At 42.0% G+C, this 23253-nt stretch carries 16 protein-coding genes and 2 pseudogenes; 17 read left to right on the forward strand and 1 reads right to left on the reverse strand.

What is annotated here, in order from left to right; all coding sequences use genetic code 11:
• Positions 1–18: 18 nt before the first annotated feature.
• The 17 genes and pseudogenes from RYK49_RS09665 to RYK49_RS09745 all read left to right on the forward strand — a co-directional run bounded on the left by RYK49_RS09665 (position 19) and on the right by RYK49_RS09745 (position 22132).
• Positions 19–357: a YlbF/YmcA family competence regulator gene (locus RYK49_RS09665; protein ID WP_002895097.1), complete on the forward strand. Its 339-nt coding sequence runs from the start codon at positions 19–21 to the stop codon at positions 355–357.
• Between the two features lie 132 nt (positions 358–489).
• The gene (gene aroA / locus RYK49_RS09670; RefSeq protein ID WP_314865571.1) at positions 490–1773 is read left to right on the forward strand and encodes a 3-phosphoshikimate 1-carboxyvinyltransferase; all 1284 of its coding nucleotides are present in this window, start codon (positions 490–492) and stop codon (positions 1771–1773) included.
• A complete protein-coding gene (locus RYK49_RS09675) occupies positions 1766–2242 on the forward strand; it encodes a shikimate kinase (protein ID WP_314865573.1) in 477 nt (158 codons plus the stop codon). Before aroA ends, RYK49_RS09675 begins: the two co-directional genes overlap by 8 nt.
• Entirely contained in the window at positions 2239–3072 is an 834-nt protein-coding gene (gene pheA / locus RYK49_RS09680) for a prephenate dehydratase (RefSeq protein WP_314865575.1), read from the forward strand. The genes RYK49_RS09675 and pheA overlap by 4 nt, the downstream gene beginning before the upstream one ends.
• 18 nt (positions 3073–3090) lie before the next feature.
• Entirely contained in the window at positions 3091–4440 is a 1350-nt protein-coding gene (locus RYK49_RS09685) for an LCP family protein (protein ID WP_314865577.1), read from the forward strand.
• 84 nt (positions 4441–4524) lie between these two features.
• Positions 4525–5886: a 23S rRNA (uracil(1939)-C(5))-methyltransferase RlmD gene (rlmD, locus tag RYK49_RS09690; RefSeq protein WP_314865580.1), complete on the forward strand. Its 1362-nt coding sequence runs from the start codon at positions 4525–4527 to the stop codon at positions 5884–5886.
• Positions 5887–6096: 210 nt separating this feature from the next.
• Positions 6097–6270 (forward strand): hypothetical protein, encoded by a 174-nt coding sequence (locus RYK49_RS09700; RefSeq protein WP_125373568.1) that lies wholly within the window; start codon positions 6097–6099, stop codon positions 6268–6270.
• Positions 6267–7091 (forward strand): replication initiator protein A, encoded by an 825-nt coding sequence (locus RYK49_RS09705; RefSeq protein WP_314831352.1) that lies wholly within the window; start codon positions 6267–6269, stop codon positions 7089–7091. The genes RYK49_RS09700 and RYK49_RS09705 overlap by 4 nt, the downstream gene beginning before the upstream one ends.
• 155 nt (positions 7092–7246) lie before the next feature.
• Positions 7247–7312 (forward strand): annotated as a pseudogene (locus RYK49_RS11380) (DNA cytosine methyltransferase); the annotation flags it as partial.
• Positions 7299–7577, forward strand: a pseudogene (locus RYK49_RS09710) (CHAP domain-containing protein); the annotation flags it as partial. The pseudogenes RYK49_RS11380 and RYK49_RS09710, both read left to right, overlap by 14 nt.
• A gap of 138 nt (positions 7578–7715) precedes the next feature.
• The gene (locus RYK49_RS09715; RefSeq protein ID WP_314865582.1) at positions 7716–8720 is read left to right on the forward strand and encodes an Abi family protein; all 1005 of its coding nucleotides are present in this window, start codon (positions 7716–7718) and stop codon (positions 8718–8720) included.
• 239 nt (positions 8721–8959) lie between these two features.
• On the forward strand, positions 8960–13864 hold the full coding sequence (locus RYK49_RS09720) for an SspB-related isopeptide-forming adhesin (RefSeq protein WP_314865583.1): 4905 nt from the start codon (positions 8960–8962) through the stop codon (positions 13862–13864).
• Positions 13865–14056: a thrombospondin type 3 repeat-containing protein gene (locus RYK49_RS09725; RefSeq protein WP_000433422.1), complete on the forward strand. Its 192-nt coding sequence runs from the start codon at positions 13865–13867 to the stop codon at positions 14054–14056.
• A complete protein-coding gene (locus tag RYK49_RS09730; protein WP_000312517.1) occupies positions 14040–14591 on the forward strand; it encodes a hypothetical protein in 552 nt (183 codons plus the stop codon). The genes RYK49_RS09725 and RYK49_RS09730 overlap by 17 nt, the downstream gene beginning before the upstream one ends.
• A gap of 49 nt (positions 14592–14640) precedes the next feature.
• Entirely contained in the window at positions 14641–21456 is a 6816-nt protein-coding gene (locus RYK49_RS09735; RefSeq protein WP_314865587.1) for a DEAD/DEAH box helicase family protein, read from the forward strand.
• Between the two features lie 70 nt (positions 21457–21526).
• A complete protein-coding gene (locus RYK49_RS09740; RefSeq protein WP_003094641.1) occupies positions 21527–21826 on the forward strand; it encodes a DUF5962 family protein in 300 nt (99 codons plus the stop codon).
• A gap of 15 nt (positions 21827–21841) precedes the next feature.
• Positions 21842–22132: a DUF5966 family protein gene (locus tag RYK49_RS09745; protein WP_314865589.1), complete on the forward strand. Its 291-nt coding sequence runs from the start codon at positions 21842–21844 to the stop codon at positions 22130–22132.
• Positions 22133–22279: 147 nt separating this feature from the next.
• Here the strand turns inward: RYK49_RS09745 and RYK49_RS09750 are convergent, their stop codons facing one another.
• A complete protein-coding gene (locus tag RYK49_RS09750; RefSeq protein ID WP_314865591.1) occupies positions 22280–23167 on the reverse strand; it encodes a tyrosine-type recombinase/integrase in 888 nt (295 codons plus the stop codon).
• Positions 23168–23253 lie beyond the last annotated feature (86 nt).

Raw genomic sequence — 23253 nt, forward strand, 5'->3', positions numbered from 1 at the left:
TATAGATTGGAGAACTCTATGTCAAATATTTATGATTTAGCTAATGAACTGAGCAGAAATCTGCGTGATTTACCTGAGTACAAGGCAGTCGCAGAAAGTAAGAAAGCAGTGGATGCTGATAGCGAAGCGAAGGCTATTTTTACAGATTATCTGGCTTTCCAGCAGGAGTTGCAACAGCTGGCTCAGACTGGTCAGGTACCGACTCAGGAGGTACAGGACAAGATGACTTCCTTTGGTGAGAAGATTCAGGGCAATGCTGTTCTTTCTGAATTCTTCAATAAGCAGCAGCAACTATCCATCTATCTGGCGGATATCGAGCGTATTATCTTTGATCCGGTGCAGGATTTGCTTAAGTAAGCTAATAAAAAAGAAGAATCTGGGATGAATACCCGGATTCTTTTAGCTTCAGCTAGGATTCCAGAAATTTTAAGAATTTCTGGTCTTTTTATGATAAAATAAGAAGCAACAAAGGAAAGTACGAGGTCACCTATGAAATTATCAACCAATATAAAAGGCCTGAAGGGCCGTATCCGCGTACCGGGAGATAAATCCATCAGTCACCGTTCCATTATTTTTGGCAGTTTAGCCAAGGGCGTTACTACCGTCCGCGACATTCTGCGAGGGGAAGATGTGCTGTCTACCATGCAGGTTTTTCGTGACTTAGGTGTGCAGATTGAGGACGATGGAAATCTAGTCAAGATACATGGTGTAGGATTTGAAGGTCTGCAAGCACCGAAAAATAAGCTGGATATGGGTAATTCTGGAACGTCTATCCGTTTGATTTCTGGTGTTTTGGCTGGTCAGGACTTCGAAGCGGAGATGTTTGGTGACGACAGTCTATCCAAGCGGCCTATGGATCGGGTGACCATTCCTCTGCGGCAGATGGGAGTCGAGATTGCTGGTCGGACTGAGCGTGATTTACCACCGCTCAAGATGAAGGGCAGCAGGGAACTGAAGTCTATTCATTATCAGCTGCCAGTGGCTTCTGCTCAGGTTAAGTCGGCCTTGATTTTTGCTGCCCTACAGGCTCAGGGAGAGTCGGTTATTATTGAAAAGGAAATCACCCGTAATCATACGGAAGATATGATTGTCCAGTTTGGTGGGCAGATTGAGGTCAAAGGCAAGGAAATTCGCATTCAGGGCGGTCAGGAATTCACTGCTCAGGAAGTGACGGTCCCAGGTGACATTTCCAGCGCGGCTTTCTGGCTGGTGGCTGGATTGATTGTGCCGGACTCTAAGATTGTTTTAGAAAATGTTGGCATCAATGAAACTCGTACAGGTATTCTAGAAGTGATAGAGGCTATGGGCGGACGGATGAAGCTGTCAGATGTCGATCCAGTAGCCAAGTCTGCAACCATCACCGTTGAGACGTCTGAGCTTAAGGGCACTGAGATTGGTGGCGAGATTATTCCGCGCTTGATTGACGAGTTGCCGATTATTGCGCTTCTTGCGACTCAGGCTCAGGGACGGACTGTCATTCGTGATGCAGAAGAGCTCAAAGTCAAGGAAACCGACCGTATCCAGGTAGTGGCAGACGCTCTCAATAGCATGAGCGCAGCTATTACCCCGACGGAAGACGGCATGATTATCGAAGGGAAAACAGCTCTTCACGGTGCCCAAGTCAATACCTTTGGTGACCATCGCATCGGAATGATGACGGCAATTGCTGCTTTGTTGGCTCAAAGCGGTCAGGTAGAACTTGAGCGGTCTGAAGCTATTAAGAGCAGCTATCCAAGCTTCTTCAGCGACTTGGAGGGCTTGATGCATGGCTAAGATATTGCTGGGCTTTATGGGAGCCGGAAAGTCCACAGTGGCCAGAGGCTTAGCCCAAGACTTTGTCGATATGGATGAACTGCTCTGTCAGAGGCTGGGCATGTCTATCAAGGACTATTTTGATCAGCATGGTGAAGCGGCCTTTCGGGCTGCTGAAGCCCAACTCTTGGCTGAGTTGATCGATACAGACTTGGTCGTCTCAACTGGCGGCGGTGTAGTCGTCAGCCCTGAAAACCGAAGATTACTGGCTCAGAATGCTGACAATATCTACCTGAAAGCAGATTTTGAAACGCTCTATCAGCGAATTCAGCAGGATGCTGAGCAAGAGAGACCTTTGTTCTTAAACCAGAGTAAATCAGACCTGCAGCAAATTTTTGAGCAGCGTCAGGCCTGGTATGAGGAAGTGGCGACCCAGATTGTCGATACGAGCCTCAAAAGCCCGCAGGAAATTATTGAGGAAATTCAATGAAAATAGCATTTTTAGGTCCTAGAGGCTCCTTTTCTCACCATGTAGCCCAAGCTGCCTTTCCCAACGAGGACTTGGTGCCTCATCAGAATATCACCGAGGTCATGAAGGCTTATGAGACTAGGGAAGTGGATTACTCGGTTGTTCCGGTGGAAAATTCCATTGAGGGCAGTGTCCACGAGACGCTGGACTATCTCTTTCATCAAGCAGACATTCAGGCAGTGACAGAAATTGTTCAGCCCATCAAACAGCAGCTTTTGGTGACGGATTTAGAAAAGCCAATTGAGAAGATATTTTCTCACCCGCAGGCTATTGCCCAAGGAAAGAAATACATCCGCCAGCATTATCCGCAGGCTGCCATTGAGGTCACGGCTAGTACGGCCTATGCAGCTCGTTTTGTGGCAGAGCATCCTGAAAAGAATTTTGCGGCTATTGCCCCGCGCACGGCTGCAGCAGAATACGGGCTCAAAGTAGCGGCCAGCGATATTCAGGAAATGGAAGAAAATTATACCCGCTTCTGGATTTTGGGTCATGAGGTTCCTGAACTTCGACTGACCAAGACAGGAGATAAGCAGACACTGGCCTTGACCTTGCCGGACAATCTGCCTGGTGCCCTTTACAAGGCCTTGTCGACCTTCGCTTGGCGTGGTATTGACCTGACCAAGATTGAGAGCCGGCCCCTAAAAACGGCTCTGGGAGAGTATTTCTTCATTATTGACATTGACAACGAGCAGAAAAAATTGGCGGATTTTGCCTATCAAGAGTTGACAAGTCTTGGAATTACTTATAAAATTTTTGGTAGCTACAGTGTGTTTCTGATTCAGGACAAGTAGCAGTAGATTGGAGAAGAGATGAAGAAACCAGAAAATCTTAGCCATCATGAACAGCTCCGCTTAGATTATCTCTATAAGAATTATTACTATCTAAACGATAAAGAAAAGAAAGAATTTGACTATTTGCGTAAGAAGTCCAAGGGGATTGGCGGTTCAGTCAGTGTGTCTGACCATGAAGAGCAGCCGCATACAGCTAGTGACACCTATGAGCAAGAGCCAGTGGAAATGGATTCTTCTGGCCTCTTGCCCAAGTACCCTGAGCGTTCTTCTCGCAGTAGAAGGCAAAAGAAGGCGCCGGAAGCTCTGGCAGAAGCTGGTCTGGGACAAGACAAGCCCAAGAAGCCTCGCAAAAAAATCCGCTTGAAACGGATTCTGCTTTGGGCAGGGATTTTCCTGCTGATGGTCTTGGGGGGCATGATTTTCATGTTTGTCAAAGGCTTGACCACAGCTCATAATGGCAATTCTAAGCCAGCAGAAACAGAATTTTTTGACGGCAAGGATACTAAGGACGGAGTGAATATCCTCATTCTCGGAACAGACGGCCGGGTTGGTGACGACTCGACTGAGACGCGGACCGACTCTATTATGGTCTTGAATGTTGGTAATAAGGACCACAAGGTGAAATTGGTCAGCTTTATGCGTGATACCCTCATTCACATCGACGGCGTCAGCAATGAGTACACCGATCCGTCGCAGGCAGATTACTATGACCAAAAGCTCAATTCTGCCTATACGATTGGGGAGCAAAACCATAACCGCGGTGCAGACTATGTCCGCCAGATGCTCAAAGATAACTTCGATTTGGACATCAAATATTATGCACTGGTGGATTTCCAGACCTTTGCGACAGCTATTGACACCCTTTTCCCAAATGGCGTCAGCATGAATGCCCAGTTCTCAACCATTGATGGGGAGAAAGTGACAGAAGTTGAAGTGCCGGATGACCTGAATATGAAGGACGGTGTGGTACCTAATCAAACAATCAAGGTCGGTCAGCAGCAGATGGACGGTCGGACCTTGCTCAACTACGCTCGCTTCCGTAAGGATGATGAGGGCGACTTTGGCCGGACCCGCCGCCAGCAGGAAGTCTTGACAGCTGTTTTCCAGCAAGTCAAAGATCCGACCAAGCTCTTTACTGGGTCAGAGGCCCTTGGTAAGGTCTTTGCCTTGACTTCGACCAATGTACCTTACAGCTTCCTTTTGACCAATGGTCTCTCTATGGCTGGAGATTCCCGCAATGGAGTTGAGCGCCTGACGATTCCGGAAAATGGCGACTGGGTGGATACCTATGACATGTACGGTGGCCAAGGACTTTTGATTGACTTTGAAGCCTATAAAGAAAGACTGCAGCAAATGGGTCTCAGATAAGATATATGATATAATGAAAGGTAGGACGATGTTCTGCCTTTTCTTTTGGGAAATGGCAGAGCGATAAAGCAGAAAGAGAAAAATATGTTAAAAAAGAATGATGTGATTGAAGTTGAAATCGTGGATCTGAGTCACGAGGGAGCTGGAGTTGCCAAGGCAGAAGGCCTGGTTTTCTTCGTGGAAAATGCCCTGCCGGGTGAGCTCATCCGCATGCGTGTGCTCAAGGTCAACAAAAAAATCGGCTTTGGCAAAGTGGAGGAATTTCTCCGTACTTCAGACCAGCGGAATGAAAATCTTGATATGGCCTATCTTCGTACGGGGATTGCTGACTTGGGGCATCTGAACTATCCAGCTCAGTTGGACTTCAAACGCAAGCAAGTCAAGGACAGTCTCTATAAGATTGCTGGTTTGTCTGATGTTGAGGTACCGCCGACACTTGGTATGGAGCAGCCGCTGGGTTACCGTAATAAGGCTCAAGTGCCTGTCCGCCGTGTCAATGGCCAGCTGGAAACAGGATTTTTCCGGAAAAATTCCCATGATCTTCTGCCGATTGAAGATTTCTATATTCAGGACCCAATTATTGATCAAGTTATCCTTTTTACACGTGATTTGCTGCGTCGTTTTGACCTCAAACCTTACGATGAGCAAGAAAAGACTGGACTCATTCGCAATCTAGTTGTCCGCCGTGGCCATTATTCAGGGGAAATCATGGTAATTCTGGTCACAACCCGACCTAAGATATTCCGAGTGGAGCAGATGACGGAACGCTTGACAGAAGCCTTCCCAGCTATCAAGTCCATCATGCAGAATATCAACGACCAGCCGGGTAATGTGATTTTCGGAAAAGACTGGCGAACGCTTTATGGCCAAGACTACATTACCGACCAGATGCTGGGAAATGACTTCCAGATTGCTGCGCCCGCCTTTTACCAAGTCAATACCGAAATGGCAGAAAAGCTCTATCAGACAGCCATTGACTTTGCCGAACTGACTGCAGATGATGTGGTTATCGATGCCTACTCGGGTATCGGAACGATTGGGCTCTCTGTTGCTAAACACGTCAAGCAGGTCTATGGTGTGGAAGTGATCCCAGAAGCTGTCGAAAATAGCCAAAAGAATGCAGAAATCAACGGCATTACCAATGCTAGCTATGTCTGCGCTCCTGCTGAAGAAGCCATCCAAAACTGGCTTAAAGAGGGTATCCAAGTGGATGTTATCCTAGTCGATCCACCACGAAAAGGCCTGACCGAGAGCTTCATCAAAGCCAGCGTTAGCATGGAGCCCAAGAAAATCACTTATATCTCCTGCAATGTCGCCACCATGGCGCGTGATATCAAACTATATCAAGAGCTGGGTTATGAACTGAAGAAAGTCCAGCCGGTGGATTTATTTCCGCAAACGCATCACGTGGAGTGCGTAGTGTTGCTACAACGAAGAAAAGGGTAAAAATCCTTTATTTTAAGCACTTTTTCAAGCATTTTGTCTTTATTGAAAAGAGTGATTTTGACATAAAAAAGGTGCAAAAAAAGTATATTGATGTGAACGTCTGTTTGGATGTCGACTGCGTAGACAAAAAAGAGATACGTCAGTAATAAATTAACTCAACGAGAACATTTTAATAAGTGTTCTCGCCTTTTTATTTTCAGGAGTAAAAGCATGCAAAAGGAAGAACAGTCATCACGGCAAATCGTGATGTGCCATCTCATGGCTGTCATGGGAATAAATATTGAGAAAGCAACTCAGTTAATTGCTGAAATGGAAGAGTCAGGGCTAATTCAATTTGATGAGTTAGGAAATGTTGGTTTATTAGTGTTGGAGGGACAATCATGAAACGTATCACCGCAAATCATTACCAAACATCAGAGCGTTACTATAAGCTCCCAAAACTCTTATTTGAAAGTGACCGATATAAGGACATGAAACTTGAAGTAAAAGTAGCTTATGCTGTCTTAAAAGACCGTTTGGAGTTATCTTTGAGTAGAGGTTGGATAGATGAGGATGGGGCTATCTATTTGGTTTATTCCAACTCAAAACTTATGACACTTCTTGGTTGTTCCAAGTCAAAGTTGCTGACGATAAAGAAAACATTACGTGAGTATGGCTTGATAGATGAAGTCCAACAGTCTTCCAGTGAAAAAGGACGCTTGGCTAATAAGATTTACTTAGGGGAGCTAGAACATGAACCTACCCCCGTCTTAAATTCAGACGGGGGTAGTGTTCAAAAAACACTAGGGGGGTGTCAAAATCAGCCGGGGCTGGTCTTAAATTCAGCCACTAGTGAGACTGAAGTTAGTGAGACTAATAATAGTGAAACTAAAGGGAGTGAGTCTGTCATTGAGGACGAGGAGGAGACAGAAAATCTAACAAGTAAGAAAAGCGAAAATGAACATTTTCATCGTAAGGTGGAACAAGTCACAAGATATGACAGAGATTACATTTGGGGACTGGTTCATGACCAGTTGAGACAAGCTGGATTATCACAGGCAGCTAGTGACTATGCCATGAATCATTTTGACCACCGCTACAAATATGCTTTGGAACACATGAGGTTTGCGGCTAGGGCAGAAACGATAGCGGAATACGTTTTTAATGGCATATTAGCCGAATGGACCAAGGGACAACGCTTAAACGAACTAAAAGGAGGTGAGTAGATGTTTTGGTAGATTTTATTAGGGATTTTGGGACTAGGAATGATTTGGCTCATTATTGAGGTCATCACTGCCCCAGAAATGGAAGATCATTATTAAGCAAGGGCGTTACAGAAGAAGTAATGTCCTTTTATTTTTGCCAGAAAGGAATGAGAGACATGAAGTTTTTAGATTTGTTTGCAGGAATTGGAGGCTTTCGATTGGGTTTAACTAATCAGGGCCATGGGCAATGGTCAAGACTGGGTAGCCACAGCAGCACGCCTTGGTGGTGAAACAGGCAAGGTCCCAAAAGCAGGAGCGATTGTTTCCTTTGCGGGGGGTGCTCATGGAACACCTGCCGCTTATGGTCACGTGTCGTTTGTCGAGAAGGTTTACCCAGATGGCTCTTTCCTTGTCTCAGAGACCAACTACAATGGCAATCCCAACTACACCTTCCGTAAATTATCAGGAGTGGATAGCACGATTAGCTTTGCCTATACGACAAAATAGAAAGAATAAGTTAACAAGTATATTTTTGTTAGCTTATTCTGTTTTATAAATATTGTGATAAAAATTCTATCTTTCAATTTTAAATATACGCTTAGTGATATGGTATAATAATTGTGAAAGGTGACTGAAGATTATCAAATGGAAACAAATGTTGAAAAAATTAAAAAAGAGTCAAAAACTGGTTTGACTTCTTCGGGTTTAGTTGACCATATTTCGAAAATTCATAAAATAGATATTCATGATGTCGACTCTATCTCACTCTTAAATATGGGCTATTATCATGGATATAAGCGATATAGATTTGTTAAGAAAGCTAATTCAGGTGGTATGCTATCAATTACTTCATTTAAGGAAATTGTAGCAATCTACCAGTTTGATATGGAGCTAAAAGGCCTATTTTATCCTATTGTAATGCTAGTTGAGACAGCATTAAAAAATAGAACGATTGATTCATTAGTTGCAGAATCTAGTAGTGGGATAGAAGATGTATTAGATAATCAATTAGCTTGCTACATAGATTATTCTGGTGACACTGAGAAATATGCTAAGAAATTCCTACAGTATAATGAAACAAAGCAAAATATACTGGATACAATTGAATATTACTCGGACAAGAATAAAGTCATAAAACATTATTTAGATAGTGACTATCAAATTCCTCTTTGGGCGTATTTTGAAGTTATTACTTTAGGACAATTTAGTAGATTTTTAGGATGTTTAGTCAAATCAAGTCGTGAAAAATTGAATCAAGATTTTACGATTATCCCTAAAAGGTCGAATTCACTTGAGTTAGTTGTTAATTCTCTGATTGAATTAAGGAATGCTACTATGCACAATAGTACCATTTTTGATGCCAATTTCTCAAGTGGTGTATCTAGAGCACTAAAAAGACAGATAAAACAAGATTTAGGGTTATTAACATTCACTTGTGTATTTATTGAGGATTATTTTATTTTACTTATTTGGATTTTGAACCTTCTAAAATTTGATTCAGGGATTCTTATTGAATACATCAATCAATTTAATGAGATTGTTGAAAGATTCGATAAATCCCTAGATAATCGTGATATTTTCTTTAAAATTATCAGTACAAATAGAAAAACGTCGATTCAACAATTAAGTAAATTTATTGACAAAAAATGAATTTAGTGGTAGTATGATATTATCGAATTGGGGCGTGCTAGTCATGTCTGGGAGGGTCTGATGCGTCAGTCCTCCCATTTTTTATTTATAAGCAATTTTCAGAGGTTATCGGTAGTGCTACCGATAGCTTTTTTCTTTGTCCTTTTTTTGATGTGATACCAAAATCAAGCCGTCTTTTTTATGATGGGGAGAGAGTGACAGATTGTTACTACTTATCAAAAGAAAAGAAGGACTTTTTTATGACCAAACAATGTCATCATCACTTTTTAGTCAATCAGGAAAAGGCAGAAAAGCATGTCTTCCGTAAAAGTAAGAAGTATCGGACACTTTGTTCGGTAGCTCTTGGGACCATGGTGACAGCTGTTGTCGCTTGGGGTGGCCAAGTAGCACAAGCTGACGAAGTGGTAACACCTTCGCTAGATAAAACCGTTCAGTTAACGGAAAATCCTGCGACCAATTTACCCGAAGCCCAACCCACACCAGTTGCTGAACAGACCGCTAATCTTGCCTCAACTGGTCAATCAGATGGCGCTATCACAGTTACTGTTCCTCATGATGTTGTGACAAAGGCGGTCAATCAAGCTACTGCTGAAGGGGTTACGACCATTCAGGATAAGCCTATGGATTTGGGAAACACAACTTCTGCGAGTGAGACCAGTAAGCAATTGGATAAGGCAGAAGCAGACGCTGCGAAACAGGCTGAGAACATCACTCAGGTGACCAATACCTATAAAGCAGATAAAGCTGCTTATGAACAAGATAAAACTCGTGTTGAACAAGGGAACGCTACATTGGCTGCTAGTCATAAAGACGCCACTAAAGCAGGAGAGGCCTTGAACAGTTCAGTAGATACCGCTGTTTCAGAAGTGAAGACTCAAGACAAGTCTGCGAACGTGACTATTACAACTCAAACCGTATCATCAGGGGATGGTTCAACGGTTTCAGGCTATCAGGATTATCGTTCTTTCGTAACTGCTATTGATAAGCAAAATAAGGACAATCTTGCAGAATATAAATTAAAGAAAAACGCCGCAGATGCCATTGTCACAAAGAACTTAGCGACACAAAAGGAAAATGAAGCGGGTCTTGCTAAAGCAAAGGCTGATAATGAAGCTATTACTAAACGCAATCAAGCAGGGCAACAAGCGATAGATGACGAAAATAAGGTCGGTCAAGCTGCTGTGGATACTTACAATAAGAACCAACAGAAATTGGTGACAGACCGTGAAGCTGAGATTGCTGCTATCACGAAACGCAATAAGGAAAAGGAAGAAGCTGCTAAGACAGAAAATGAAGCCACTGATGCCTACAACGCCAAGGAAATGGATCGCTATAAACGTGATTTAGCTGAGATTTCAAAGGGAGAAGAGGGCTACATCTCTCAAGCTCTTGCTCAGACTCTCAATTTGAACAATGGAGAACCGCAAGCACGTCATTCAGCGGATACTAGAAACCCTAATCGTATCATTGCGAAGGGGGACGCTATGCTTGGAGGCTATTCTAAAATCCTAGATTCAACTGGTTTCTTCGTCTATGACACCTTCAAAACTGGAGAAACCCTATCCTTTACCTATCAGAATTTAAAAAATGCTAGCTTTGATGGTAAGAAAATCACAAAGGTTGCTTATGACATCACCAATCTCATATCCCCAACTGGTACAAATGCTGTTCAGTTAGTTGTACCAAATGACCCGACAGAAGGTTTTATTGCCTATCGTAATGATGGAACAGGTAATTGGCGAACAGACAAGATGGAGTTTCGTGTCAAAGCTAGGTATTTCTTGGAAGATGGCTCTCAAGTCAGCTTCACCAAGGAGAAACCTGGTGTCTTTACTCACTCCTCACTCAACCACAATGACATTGGATTAGAGTATGTGAAAGACACATCAGGCAAGTTTGTCCCTATCAATGGTTCAACCATTCAAGTGACAGCCGAAGGTCTAGCTCGTTCACTTGGCTCAAACCGTGCCAGTGATTTGAAGCTCCCTGAAGAGTGGGATACCTCTTATAGTAAGTATTCCTATAAGGGAGCAATTGTGTCAACGGTCACATCAGGAAATATCTACACAGTGACCTTTGGTCAGGGCGATATGCCTCAAAATGTTGGGCTCTCTTATTGGTTTGCCTTAAACACCTTACCTGTGGCACGAACCGTCAAGCCTTATAGTCCAAAACCACATGTGACACCAAAACTTGACCCTATTCCAGAACTGATTAAGGTCGTTCCAAAAACCTTTACGCCAAAGACCTTTACCCCAGAACCACCTGTGAGCTTTAAGGAAAAACCATTAGAAAAAGTGACACAAGCTCATCTGAACCTCACTAAGGTGACCTTGCCTAAAGAACCTGCGCCAGAACCGTTGCCAAAAGCACCACAAGTGCTAACGGTTCATTACCATGACTATCGTCTAACAACAACTCCTGATATTATGAAAAAAGTGGTCAATACCGACCAAGTGAACCTTCATGACAAAACCGTCGCAAAGGATTCTACGGTCATTTACCCTTTAACTGTAGACGCTTTTTCTCCCAATCGGGCGAAAACTACCAGCCTTACCTTTGAAGATTACCTTCCAGCAGGTTATGTCTTTGACAAAGCAAAATCACAAGCAGAAAACAGAAACTATACCCTTACTTTTGACCAAGATAAGAACTTTGTGACCCTAACTGCCAAAGAAACCTTACTTCAAGAGATCAATCAAGACCTTACCATGTCTTACCAACTAGTAGCACCTAAACTCTATGGTAGTCTTCAAAATGATGGGGCAACTTATTCCAACAGTTATCAGCTTCTCATCAATAAGGGAACGCCAAACGCCTATACGGTGACTTCTAATGTTGTGACGGTGCGTACGCCTGGTGCTGGGACAACCACTAGCCGTATTGTTCCTCAAAAACGCAATGACAATGAAGATGGCGTGGTCATTAACGATACTGTGGTGGCTTTAGGCACAATCAACCATTACCACTTAACGTGGGATTTAGACCAATACAAGGACGATACTTCTTCTAAAGAAACGATTGCACGCGGTTTCTTCTTTGTGGATGACTATCCAGAAGAAGTTCTTGACTTGGTAGATAAGGGAACAAGTATCACTACTCCTGATGGCAAAGCTGTATCAGGGATTGCCGTTAAGACTTATGCGTCACTGTCAGAAGCTCCGAAAGATCTTCAAGACAAATTTGCACATGCTAAGATTTCTCCAAAAGGGGCTTTCCAAGTCTTTATGCCTAATGACAATCAAGCCTTCTATGACCAGTATGTCAAAACAGGAACCTCCTTAACCCTTGTCACCAAAATGACGGTCAAAGACAGCCTCTATGGTCAAACGAAGACTTATCGAAACAAGGCCTACCAAGTGGATTTTGGCAATGGCTATGAAACCGATGAGGTGACCAATATCCTTGTAAGCCCATCACCTAAGAAACAAAACCTGAATAAGGATAAGGTGGATATTAACGGAAAACCGATGGTGGTCGGTTCACAAAACCACTATACCTTGTCATGGGACTTAGACCAATATCGAGGCATTAAGGCTGATAAAGATCAGATTGCACAAGGGTTTTACTTTGTGGACGATTATCCTGAAGAAGCCGTATTACCAGATGACACAGCGATTCAACTCACGACAACTGATGGCAAAGCTGTCACAGGCGTGACGGTAAAAACTTATACGAGCTTATCAGAAGCTCCTAAAAAACTACAAGTAGCTCTTTCAAAACGCAAGATTGCGCCTAAAGGAGCCTTCCAAGTCTTTATGGCAGAAAATCCACAAGCCTTCTATGATTCTTATGTAACGAAAGGTCAAAACATCACCATCATCACCCCTATGACTGTCCGTGAGGAGATGGCAAATACAGGCAAGTCTTATGCCAATGTGGCTTATCAAGTAGACTTTGGGCAAGCCTATGAAACCAATACGGTAACGAATCACGTGCCAAAAGTAACACCACATAAAACTAATACCAATAAAGAAGGCGTGTCTATTGATGGCAAGACCGTTCTTCCAAATACCGTCAATTATTATAAGATTGTTCTTGATTACAGTCAGTACAAGGACTTGGTCGTAACCGATGATGTTCTTGCCAAAGGTTTTTACATGGTGGATGATTACCCTGAAGAAGCGCTTATCCTAAACGCAGATGGTGTTCAAGTGATGGATAAGGCAGGAAATCTTGTCAAAGGGATTTCGGTGAAAGCCTATGCCTCATTGTCAGAAGCGCCTAAAGTGGTTCAAGATGCTATGGCCAAACGTCAGTTCACACCAAAAGGAGCCATTCAAGTTTTAAGTGCTGAAGATCCCAAAGCGTTCTACGAGGCTTATGTTAAAACTGGTCAAACCTTAGTGGTGACCCTTCCAATGACCATTAAGAATGAGCTGACAAAGACTGGTGGGAAGTATGAAAACACCGCTTATCAGATTGACTTTGGTTTGGCTTATGTGACAGAGACAGTGGTCAATAATGTGCCAAAACTAGACCCACAAAAAGATGTGGTGATTGATTTATCACAAAAGGAGAAAAGCCTTGATGGAAAAGAAGTTGCCTTGAATCAGGTCTTTAACTACCGTTTGGTGGGAGCACTCATTCCAGGCAATCGTGCGACACCACTCATCGAATACCGCTTTGACGATGATTACGATGAAATCCATGACGACTATAATGGTGTTTACAAGGCTTACACTGTGGTGGATGTCACTCTTAAAGATGGAACGGTTTTACCAAAAGGGACAGAAGTGACCAAGTACACGCTACAACAGGTCGACACGTCAAAAGGAACGGTTACCATCAGTTTTGATCAGGAATTCCTTGAAAAACTAGCAGAAGAATCCGAGTTTCAGGCAGATGTTTACGTGCAAATGAAACGAATCGCTTCAGGTGTAGTAGAAAATACCGTATTACATACTGTCAATGGCTACACCATCAGTTCAAACACGGTTAAAACAACTACTCCTGAACCAGGGCCACCAACTCCGAATCAACCAACACCACCTCAACCACCTATTCCAACACAAGAAGCACCAGTTCCAGCAAGTGTCTTACCAAATACAGGAGAGAGTCAATCACTCTTAGCGCTTGTCGGTGGAGGACTTCTTTTTGGCCTAGCTTACGGACTTTCTAAACGCAAAATGGAGGACAACTAGATGGAACCTAAAAGCATTTACACAATGGATTCAGACCAAGATGGCCTAACGGATGCTCAAGAGTTAGCTTTAGGGACTAATCCTTTTAGCAGTGATACGGATAGTGACGGACTGACAGACCTTGAAGAAGTCCAACAAGGCTTGAATCCAATTCAACAGCGTAAGGAGAGAAGCTATGGCTTGGAATTATGACACAATTTCTAGAACTCTTTCTGAGATGGCACGAGAAAACTATAAAGACATGGTTAAAGCCTTTTTAGCCATGGAATTGAGTATCAAAAACAAGTCACTTCTTGATACGCTCTATCAAGACTTTATGGGCATTGATGACTTGTCTTTAGTTAGTGATGACCTGCGCCTAAGAGCAGACGGTTATCAGGAACAGCTTCAAGAAGAAGTGACGGACCTCTTGGATAAACTCTATCGAACAGGTGAGGGAGCTAGTTTCATTATGGAAGTGATTGTGTCCAACAATATTTCTGAGTCCCTTGCTCAGTATGAGGTTTTGAATGAGGAGGATTATTCGCCTCTCACCTTAGAGACCTTGCAGGACATTATCCAAAAGGAGTTGTCTTTAACGAGTCAAGATTATTTTGGAGATGTGACCTATCTCGCCCTGCAGAAAGATTTGTTAGACCAGAAAAGCCATTTCTTACAACAGTATGTGACAACTTTAATGGATAAGTTACCACAAGAAAAAGACCAAAGCGCCTTGGTCCTAGACTAAAGCAATGGGCTGAGAATACCTCTCAGCCCCTTTTTAATTGGAGGAACATATGACTCAAGAACAATTACTTGAAATGTTGCGGGCAAGATTGCCACGTGACCAGATTCTTTTGGAATCCTTTTTACGCTATCAAGCAGTCCATTTTGATGAGGATTGGGATAGCCTTATCCAAAATTTTACAACCCAAAGAGGAGTAGTCACCTCACCTGTTCAAGTGGTTCGCTTTGAAACAGAAGTTTCTGCTTTTGTAGAGGCGAGCCCCTTTGACGAGGCAACAGACCTAAGCAGCTACACACAGACCTTTGGTCAGGCTGGCTTAAAGAAGTTACCTCAGTTAAACAGTGATGAGAAAGCCTTGGTGATTGAGGTAGCCCTCTTTAACCTAGCCACTCGCTTTCATCTCTTAGATCAAGAAGGCGCCTATCAGTCCATTTCGGTAGCTTCTCTTTTGGATAAAGGCAAAGCTGCTAATTTGGTCAATGTCTATCGAGTGGCCAATAATTTGTCTGACCGTATTAGCCGTGATATTGAACAGTTTCTTCTCACTTATGAACCTGAACTAATAAGCACCCAGGAAACGGTAAAGGAAAGAGAAGAGGTAGTTGAAGAAAAAGTAGTTCCAGAACCTTCTCAGGACATCACCTTTCGTGAAGAAGGACTTGTCATAATCGCAAGTCTTGATGAGGAAGAGTTATCACAACTAGATTTACGAACAGGGCAAACAGAACATTTACCAGCTTATGAACATCTAAACTTGTCTCAAAAATTTGAGATATTAAGTCACTTTGACCAAGTGCGAAATAGCCGTCCAAAGCTACCAAACCTGAGACGTGGGGAGTTTGACCATGAAATGGAAATGACGCCAATCTATGAGGACAATGAGCTATTAACCTATTTAGAAGCAGATGGGACAGCCTATGACTTACAACGTCCTCTAACACCTCAAGAAGAAGTAATCTTAGCTGAAATGGGTCAAACCATTTTGGCTGAAAATACCGAAAAACTGACTCGTTTAGGGATAGACTTAGCTGACGTTGATGAGCAGCAACGTGGGATACTGATAGATGCTGCAGGGCGTTTTCATTTGATTAATGCCGACCTAGCCATATTAGGGGGCTATCCTAAGGCAACCGTCACTCAATTAGCCCTTGTGACAGAATTGCTTCAGATGGGATTAACGCATGACAAGGCAGAATTTTTCTTGACCAGTCAGCTAGACTTAGAAGAAGCAAGACCCATTGCCTACGCCTTCTTGCATGAAGACCTTACTCTTGAAGAAGCTAGAACCTTTGAAAGGGACAAACTGTCCCAACCTGACCTATCCTTTAGGGAATGGCGAGAACACATCTCACAAACAAAACCTGAAATCATGACTCAATCACTCCCTCAAAATCCTATCGTAGAGGAAGCCCTTAAACGCTATCCGATTGACTCCATGGTGACTTACAAAGGACAGGACTTTAAGGTGATTGCCATAGAAGAGTCAGGTGTTAATAACCTGATTCGGATTGAACTACGAAATGATTTCACGAGTCTGATTGAACAAAATCCAGTTCTTTTCCTACGGACATTAGAGGAGATCACTCAGGCTCTCCATCTTCCTTCTGTCGAAGAAAAAGAAGAAGTGGAACAACCTAGCCAAGAATTAGACCTCTTTTCCTTTATGGAAGATGATGAGAACCAAGAAGACGTTTTTCAAGAACCAGTCATAGAAAGAGAAGTGGAAAAATCTGAAACTCTTGAAGAAGAGATTGATTCAGAGCTTTCTGAAGTCATTGAGATGACACCAACCACTGATTTTCACTTTCCAGAAGATCTGACAAACTTTTACCCTAAGACAACTAGAGATAAGGTTGAAACGAACGTGGCTGTCATTCGTTTGGTAAAAGCTCTTGAAGTTGAACAACGCAAAGCAACCCCAAGTGAACAAGAACTCCTTGCCAAATACGTGGGCTGGGGAGGACTAGCCAATGAGGTCTTTGATGAGTATAATCCTAAGTTTTCTAAGGAACGTGAGGAATTAAAGACGCTAGTCACAGATAAAGAATACTCAGACATGAAACAGTCCTCTTTAACTGCCTACTACACAGACCCACTCTTAATTCGTGAGATGTGGAATAAACTAGAGTGTGATGGCTTTACAGGTGGAAGAGTGCTAGACCCTTCTATGGGGACTGGGAATTTTTTTGCGGCAATGCCCGAACACTTGAGAAAAAATAGTGAGTTGTATGGTGTTGAATTAGACACGATTACAGGAGCTATTGCCAAACACCTTCATCCGAATAGCCACATTGAGGTGAGAAGCTTTGAAGCAGTCAATTTTAATGAGAATAGTTTTGACTTGGTTCTTTCAAATGTACCCTTTGCCAATATCCGTATTGCGGATAATCGCTATGATAAACCCTATATGATTCATGATTACTTTGTCAAAAAATCATTAGATTTGGTGCATGATGGTGGGCAAGTCGCTATAATTTCCTCCACAGGAACCATGGACAAACGGACAGAAAACATTCTCCAAGATATTCGTGAAACAACTGATTTTCTTGGTGGCGTCCGTTTACCAGATACTGCCTTTAAGGCTATTGCAGGAACGAGTGTCACAACGGATATGTTGTTCTTCCAGAAACATGTGGACAAGGGCTATCAAGCAGATGACATTGCTTTTTCAGGTGCCATTCGTTATGACAAAGATGACCGTATTTGGCTCAATCCTTACTTTGATGGGGAGTATAATCCTCAGGTTCTTGGAAGCTATGAGGTTAGAAACTTTAACGGTGGGACACTTTCTGTGAAAGGCAATTCTGATAGCTTAATAGGAGATGTTCAAACTGCTCTTGAACAGGTTAAACCTCCTAGGGAAGTTGACCTTTCTGACATCTTCATCAATCCAGATGTACTGGCAAAACAAAACATTGATACCTCGATTCCGTCTGATATCAGAGAAACCTTAGACCGTTATAGCTTTGGCTATAAGGATTCGACGATTTACTACCGAGATAGTAAGGGAATCCGTGTTGGGACTAAGACAGAGGAGATCAGCTATTATGTGGATGAAGAGGGGAACTTTCAGGCTTGGGATACCAAGCATTCGCAAAAGCAGATTGACCGCTTTAATGACCTCAAAGTCACAGATAGCACCGCTCTTGATGTTTATGTGACTGAGGAAGCCACCAAACGTGGGCAGTTTAAGGGCTATTTCAAAAAGACGGTTTTCTATGAAGCTCCCTTATCTGAGAAAGAAGTGGCACGGATTAAAGGCATGGTCGATATTCGTAATGCTTACCAAGATGTTATTGCCATTCAGCGCTACTATGATTACGACAGAGATGACTTTAATCACTTGCTAGGAAAACTCAACCGCACCTATGATAGCTTTGTCAAACGCTTTGGATATGTGAATAGTGCTGTGAACCGTAACCTCTTTGATAGTGATGATAAGTATTCACTGCTTGCAAGTTTAGAGGATGAAAGTCTTGACCCAGCTGGTAAAACAGTTATCTATACTAAGTCCCTTGCCTTTGAAAAAGCCCTAGTTCGTCCTGAAAAGGAAGTGACGGCAGTAGCATCTGCTCTTGATGCACTCAATTCTAGTCTTGCAGATGGGCGTGGAGTAGATTTAGATTACATGATGTCTATTTATCAGATAGACTCAAAAGCGACTTTGATTGAAGAATTAGGAGATACCATTATTCCAGACCCAGAACGCTATTTAAAAGATAGAGAAGTGGTTTATGTTTCTCGTCAGGATTTCTTATCAGGTGATGTAATCACCAAGTTAGAGGTTGTGGATTTGCTTATCAAAGAAAATAATTCGGATTTTCCATGGCAGCACTATCAAAACCTCTTAGAAGACGTGAAGCCGCCACGTGTTACCTTAGCTGATATTGATTATCGGATTGGCTCACGATGGATTCCTTTAGCCGTCTATGGGAAATTTGCCCAAGAAACCTTTATGGGGAAAACCTTTGACCTCACAGACCAAGAAGTAGCGACCGTTCTTGAAGTTAGCCCAATTGATGGTACAATGTCCTACCAGTCCCCATTTGCTTTCAGATATTCTACCGCAACGGATAGAAGTTTAGGTGTTCCTGGGTCTCGGTATGATAGTGGTCGTAAAATCTTTGAAAACCTCCTTAATTCCAATCAACCAACGATCACAAAACAAGTAGAAGATGGGGATAAGAAAAAGCATGTGACTGACGTTGAAAAAACAACTGTTCTTCGGGCTAAGGAAACTGAACTTCAAGAACTCTTCCAAGACTTTGTGGCCAGTTACCCAGACGTGCAACAGATGATTGAAGAAACCTATAATAGCCTCTATAACCGTACGGTCTCAAAAGTCTATGATGGTGGTCATTTAACCATTGATGGCCTTGCTCAGAACATTTCCTTACGCCCTCACCAAAAGAACGCTATTCAACGGATTGTGGAAGAAAAACGAGCCCTACTTGCCCATGAAGTCGGTTCAGGTAAGACCTTAACCATGCTTGGGGCAGGCTTCAAGCTGAAAGAACTCGGTATGGTACATAAACCTCTATATGTGGTGCCGTCTAGTTTAACCGCTCAGTTTGGTCAAGAAATCATGAAGTTCTTCCCAACCAAGAAGGTTTACGTAACGACCAAGAAAGATTTTGCGAAAGCCAAACGCAAACAATTTGTGTCACGCATTATCACAGGGGACTACGATGCCATTGTCATTGGGGATTCCCAATTTGAAAAAATCCCCATGAGTCAGGAAAAACAGGTCACCTATATCCAAGATAAGCTAGACCAACTGCGAGAAATCAAACAAGGCAGTGATAGTGATTATACAGTTAAAGAAGCAGAGCGTTCCATCAAGGGCTTGGAACACCAATTGGAAGAACTCCAAAAACTGGAACGTGATACCTTTATTGAATTTGAAAACCTAGGCATTGACTTTCTCTTTGTGGACGAAGCTCATCATTTTAAGAACATTAGACCCATTACTGGACTTGGTAATGTGGCAGGGATTACCAATACCACCTCTAAAAAGAATGTAGATATGGAGATGAAAGTGAGACAGGTTCAGGGAGAACATGGCTATCGTAACGTGGTTTTTGCGACAGGTACACCCGTCTCAAACTCTATTAGCGAACTCTACACCATGATGAGCTATATTCAACCAGATGTCCTAGAACGGTATCAAGTATCTAACTTTGATTCGTGGGTGGGTGCTTTCGGAAATATCGAAAATTCCATGGAATTAGCCCCAACAGGGGATAAGTACCAACCCAAGAAACGCTTCAAGAAGTTTGTGAACCTTCCTGAACTCATGCGGATTTATAAGGAAACAACAGATATTCAAACGTCAGATATGTTGGATTTACCTATACCTGAAGCCAAAGTCATTGCGGTGGAGAGCGAACTCACTGAAGCTCAGAAATACTACCTTGAAGAGTTGGTTGACCGTTCAGACGCCATCAAGTTAGGCAACGTTGATCCTAGTGAGGATAACATGTTAAAGATTACTGGGGAAGCTAGAAAATTAGCCATTGATATGCGTCTCATTGACCCAGCCTATACCTTATCTGACAATCAGAAGATTATGCAAGTGGTGGATAACGTGGAACGGATTTACCGTGAGGGTAATGGAGATAAGGTTACACAGATGATTTTCTCAGATATTGGAACCCCTAAAAGTAAGGAAGAAGGGTTTGACGTTTACAATGAACTGAAGAACCTCTTAGTGGATAGAGGGATTCCCAAAGAAGAAATTGCCTTTGTCCATGACGCTAATACCGATGAGAAGAAAAACTCTCTGTCTCGTAAGGTCAACAGTGGAGAGGTACGAATTCTCATGGCTTCTACGGAAAAAGGTGGAACAGGCTTAAACGTCCAATCACGTATGAAAGCTGTCCATCATTTGGACGTTCCCTGGAGACCAAGCGATATTGTCCAACGCAACGGTAGGTTGATTCGTCAGGGTAATATGCACCAAGAGGTAGATATTTACCATTACATTACCAAAGGGAGCTTCGACAACTACCTCTGGCAGACTCAGGAGAATAAGCTTAAATACATCACGCAAATCATGACCTCTAAAGACCCCGTACGGTCGGCAGAAGACATTGATGAACAGACCATGACTGCTTCAGATTTTAAGGCTTTGGCAACAGGTAATCCTTATCTCAAACTGAAAATGGAGCTAGAAAATGAGTTGACCGTTTTAGGCAATCAAAAGCGTGCCTTTCATCGCACCAAAGACGAGTATCGTCATACCATTGCTTACTGTGAACAGAACCTCCCTATCTTAGAGAAACGTCTCAGTCAGTATGACCGTGATATTGCTCAATCCTTGGCAACTAAATCCCTAGATTTTGTCATGAGATTTGACAATCAGACAATGAATAACCGTGCAGAAGCCGGAGACTATCTACGCAAACTCATTACCTATAACCGTTCTGAAACCAAAGAAGTCAGAACACTTGCGACCTTTAGAGGATTTGAGCTTAAAATGGCAACCAGAAGCCCTAGTGAGCCTTTGCCTGATATAGTGTCCTTAACCATTTCAGGCAGCAACCAGTATTCTGTCTCTTTAGACTTGAAATCAGATGTGGGAACCATCCAACGCATTACTAATGCCATTGACCATATCCTAGAGGATCAAGAAAAGACAGAAGAAATGGCCAATAACCTCAAAGATAAATTAGCAGTTGCAAGGGTTGAAGTGGAAAAGGTCTTTCCTAAAGAAGAGGATTATCAGATGGTTAAAGCCAAATATGACATCCTTGCCCCATTGGTAGAACAAGAAGCAGAGGTTGAGGAAATAGATGTAGCACTAGCTAAGTTCAATGAAACGATCCAACCGCAACACGACCAACAACTTTCTCTTGATTTTTAAGAAAAAGGCTGACAAAAAATAGTGAACGCGGTAAAATGAAGTCAAGAAATCACCAAAGGAGAACAAACTCATGACCCAAACAGTAGAAGCGATGCGTTATCAACTAGAAGAATGGCTAGCACAAGGCTTTACAACCCCTGAAGACCGAGCTAACTACCAAGCCTTAAAGGAACAATACGAAGATGAAACCCTTGATTACAGCTTTTCAAAGCGAGAAATCATTGGTCAATTAGACATTATCATTACCACTCGTGAGAATGATTTTCCAGATTTAGATGAGGTGACAAAAGAAGGCTATCTTGATCTGGTTGCTCAACTTGATAACCTAGACAAGGGACAGGCTGACTACTATCGCAAGCAATTAGTGTAGAAAGAGGTGTAAGACATGATAGAACAAATCATTCAAAGCCTTTTCATCATTGTAGCAATAGGACTGATTTTGATTGTTCTCTACCAGATTGCGAAGATGCTTGGAAGCTTATTTATCATTGGATTAATCGGATTTCTAGCTTTCACAGAAGTCTATGGGATTTACCCCTTTTTTACAGAAAGAACCCTCTATGTGGAAGATTTAGCGGCCAATGGTATTTTGAGTTTTACTACCTTCTATATCATTTTTAATCTTTTACTTGTCCTTGGACTTGTGGCAAAGGTTATTAGAAATCGGTTGGCATAAAACATATTGAGTTAAGGAAAAACTTATAAAGCAGTAAAAGGCATACATTCAGTGTTTTGATAACACGTGAGTATATGCCTTTTTAGAGTACTCATTTTTCGAAAATTAGCACTGAAATTAATATTTTGATTTAACTACAATTTAGTTTTAGGTATGAATAGAAGCAATAGGGTTATAAGAAGTCAATATTTCCTTTTGTTTAGATTGTGATACATGAGTATAAATTTGAGTTATGGAGATGGAACTATGTCCAAGTATCTGCTGAATATATCGAATATCCACATCGTTATCTAACAGCATTGTTGCAAAACTATGCCTAAACATATGAGGAGTGATGGAATTAGCAAGATTCATTTGTTCTCGTACTGTTTTTAAGACGAGACGAACGCTTTGTTCTGTCAGAGGCTTTTGAGAGATTTTTCCTGGAAAAAGATATTTATCTGATTGCTTGCAATAGTTTGCTAGATATGTTTTTAGTAGTAAAACAGTTGTTTCATCGCCTAAAAAAATAATACGTTCTTTTTTCCCTTTTCCTAGAATGTGGAGTGTTTGATTTTGAAGATTGATGTTTTTTATTTGAATGTGACAAAGCTCGGAAATTCGAATGCCAGTGGAAAGCAACAAAGAAACTATTAAGAGATTCCTTTCAGCCTTTTGTCGTTGAAAATTAGTTTTAGAGGTGATGACTCTTTGCTTAAGATAGACATAAAGATTTTTTAAAATATTATGAGGAATTATTTTAGGTAGTGTTTTTTCTGTTCGATATTGAAAACGTAACTGATTAAATGGATTTTCAGTGATGAGATTCTGTGTCATTAGGTAGCTATAAAAGACTTTTAGACTTGCAATCTTTCGCCGTAAAGTATTGGTTTTAATAGTTGAATCTGTCAAATATTCAATATAACTTACTACACAATCGTGGTCTGAATGGCAAAACTGCATAAGATCATTTTTGTAAGCACGAAGTGTATGCGAGCTTAAACGTTTATGAGTTTTGCAATAATCTAAGTATGTAGAAATAATAATGTAATCCATGAATGTCTCCTTTATCAATAATTACGCTATTATAAACTGATTTAGTCATTTTGTATAGTGATAATAAATTGTTATCGGTAGGAGAA

Origin of the sequence: uncultured Streptococcus sp. (assembly GCF_963525625.1) — a bacterium.
Classification (GTDB): Bacteria; Bacillota; Bacilli; order Lactobacillales; family Streptococcaceae; genus Streptococcus.

Excerpts from the sequence above, each read along its gene's own strand:
- RYK49_RS09750 (WP_314865591.1), bottom strand. The coding sequence starts at position 23,167 with ATGGATTACATTATTATTTCTACATACTTAGATTATTGCAAAACTCAT.
- RYK49_RS09740 (WP_003094641.1), top strand. The coding sequence starts at position 21,527 with ATGACCCAAACAGTAGAAGCGATGCGTTATCAACTAGAAGAATGGCTA.
- RYK49_RS09745 (WP_314865589.1), top strand. The coding sequence starts at position 21,842 with ATGATAGAACAAATCATTCAAAGCCTTTTCATCATTGTAGCAATAGGA.
- RYK49_RS09665 (WP_002895097.1), top strand. The coding sequence starts at position 19 with ATGTCAAATATTTATGATTTAGCTAATGAACTGAGCAGAAATCTGCGT.
- RYK49_RS09735 (WP_314865587.1), top strand. The coding sequence starts at position 14,641 with ATGACTCAAGAACAATTACTTGAAATGTTGCGGGCAAGATTGCCACGT.
- aroA (WP_314865571.1), top strand. The coding sequence starts at position 490 with ATGAAATTATCAACCAATATAAAAGGCCTGAAGGGCCGTATCCGCGTA.
- RYK49_RS09720 (WP_314865583.1), top strand. The coding sequence starts at position 8,960 with ATGACCAAACAATGTCATCATCACTTTTTAGTCAATCAGGAAAAGGCA.
- RYK49_RS09725 (WP_000433422.1), top strand. The coding sequence starts at position 13,865 with ATGGAACCTAAAAGCATTTACACAATGGATTCAGACCAAGATGGCCTA.
- RYK49_RS09685 (WP_314865577.1), top strand. The coding sequence starts at position 3,091 with ATGAAGAAACCAGAAAATCTTAGCCATCATGAACAGCTCCGCTTAGAT.
- pheA (WP_314865575.1), top strand. The coding sequence starts at position 2,239 with ATGAAAATAGCATTTTTAGGTCCTAGAGGCTCCTTTTCTCACCATGTA.
- RYK49_RS09715 (WP_314865582.1), top strand. The coding sequence starts at position 7,716 with ATGGAAACAAATGTTGAAAAAATTAAAAAAGAGTCAAAAACTGGTTTG.
- RYK49_RS09705 (WP_314831352.1), top strand. The coding sequence starts at position 6,267 with ATGAAACGTATCACCGCAAATCATTACCAAACATCAGAGCGTTACTAT.
- rlmD (WP_314865580.1), top strand. The coding sequence starts at position 4,525 with ATGTTAAAAAAGAATGATGTGATTGAAGTTGAAATCGTGGATCTGAGT.
- RYK49_RS09730 (WP_000312517.1), top strand. The coding sequence starts at position 14,040 with ATGGCTTGGAATTATGACACAATTTCTAGAACTCTTTCTGAGATGGCA.
- RYK49_RS09700 (WP_125373568.1), top strand. The coding sequence starts at position 6,097 with ATGCAAAAGGAAGAACAGTCATCACGGCAAATCGTGATGTGCCATCTC.
- RYK49_RS09675 (WP_314865573.1), top strand. The coding sequence starts at position 1,766 with ATGGCTAAGATATTGCTGGGCTTTATGGGAGCCGGAAAGTCCACAGTG.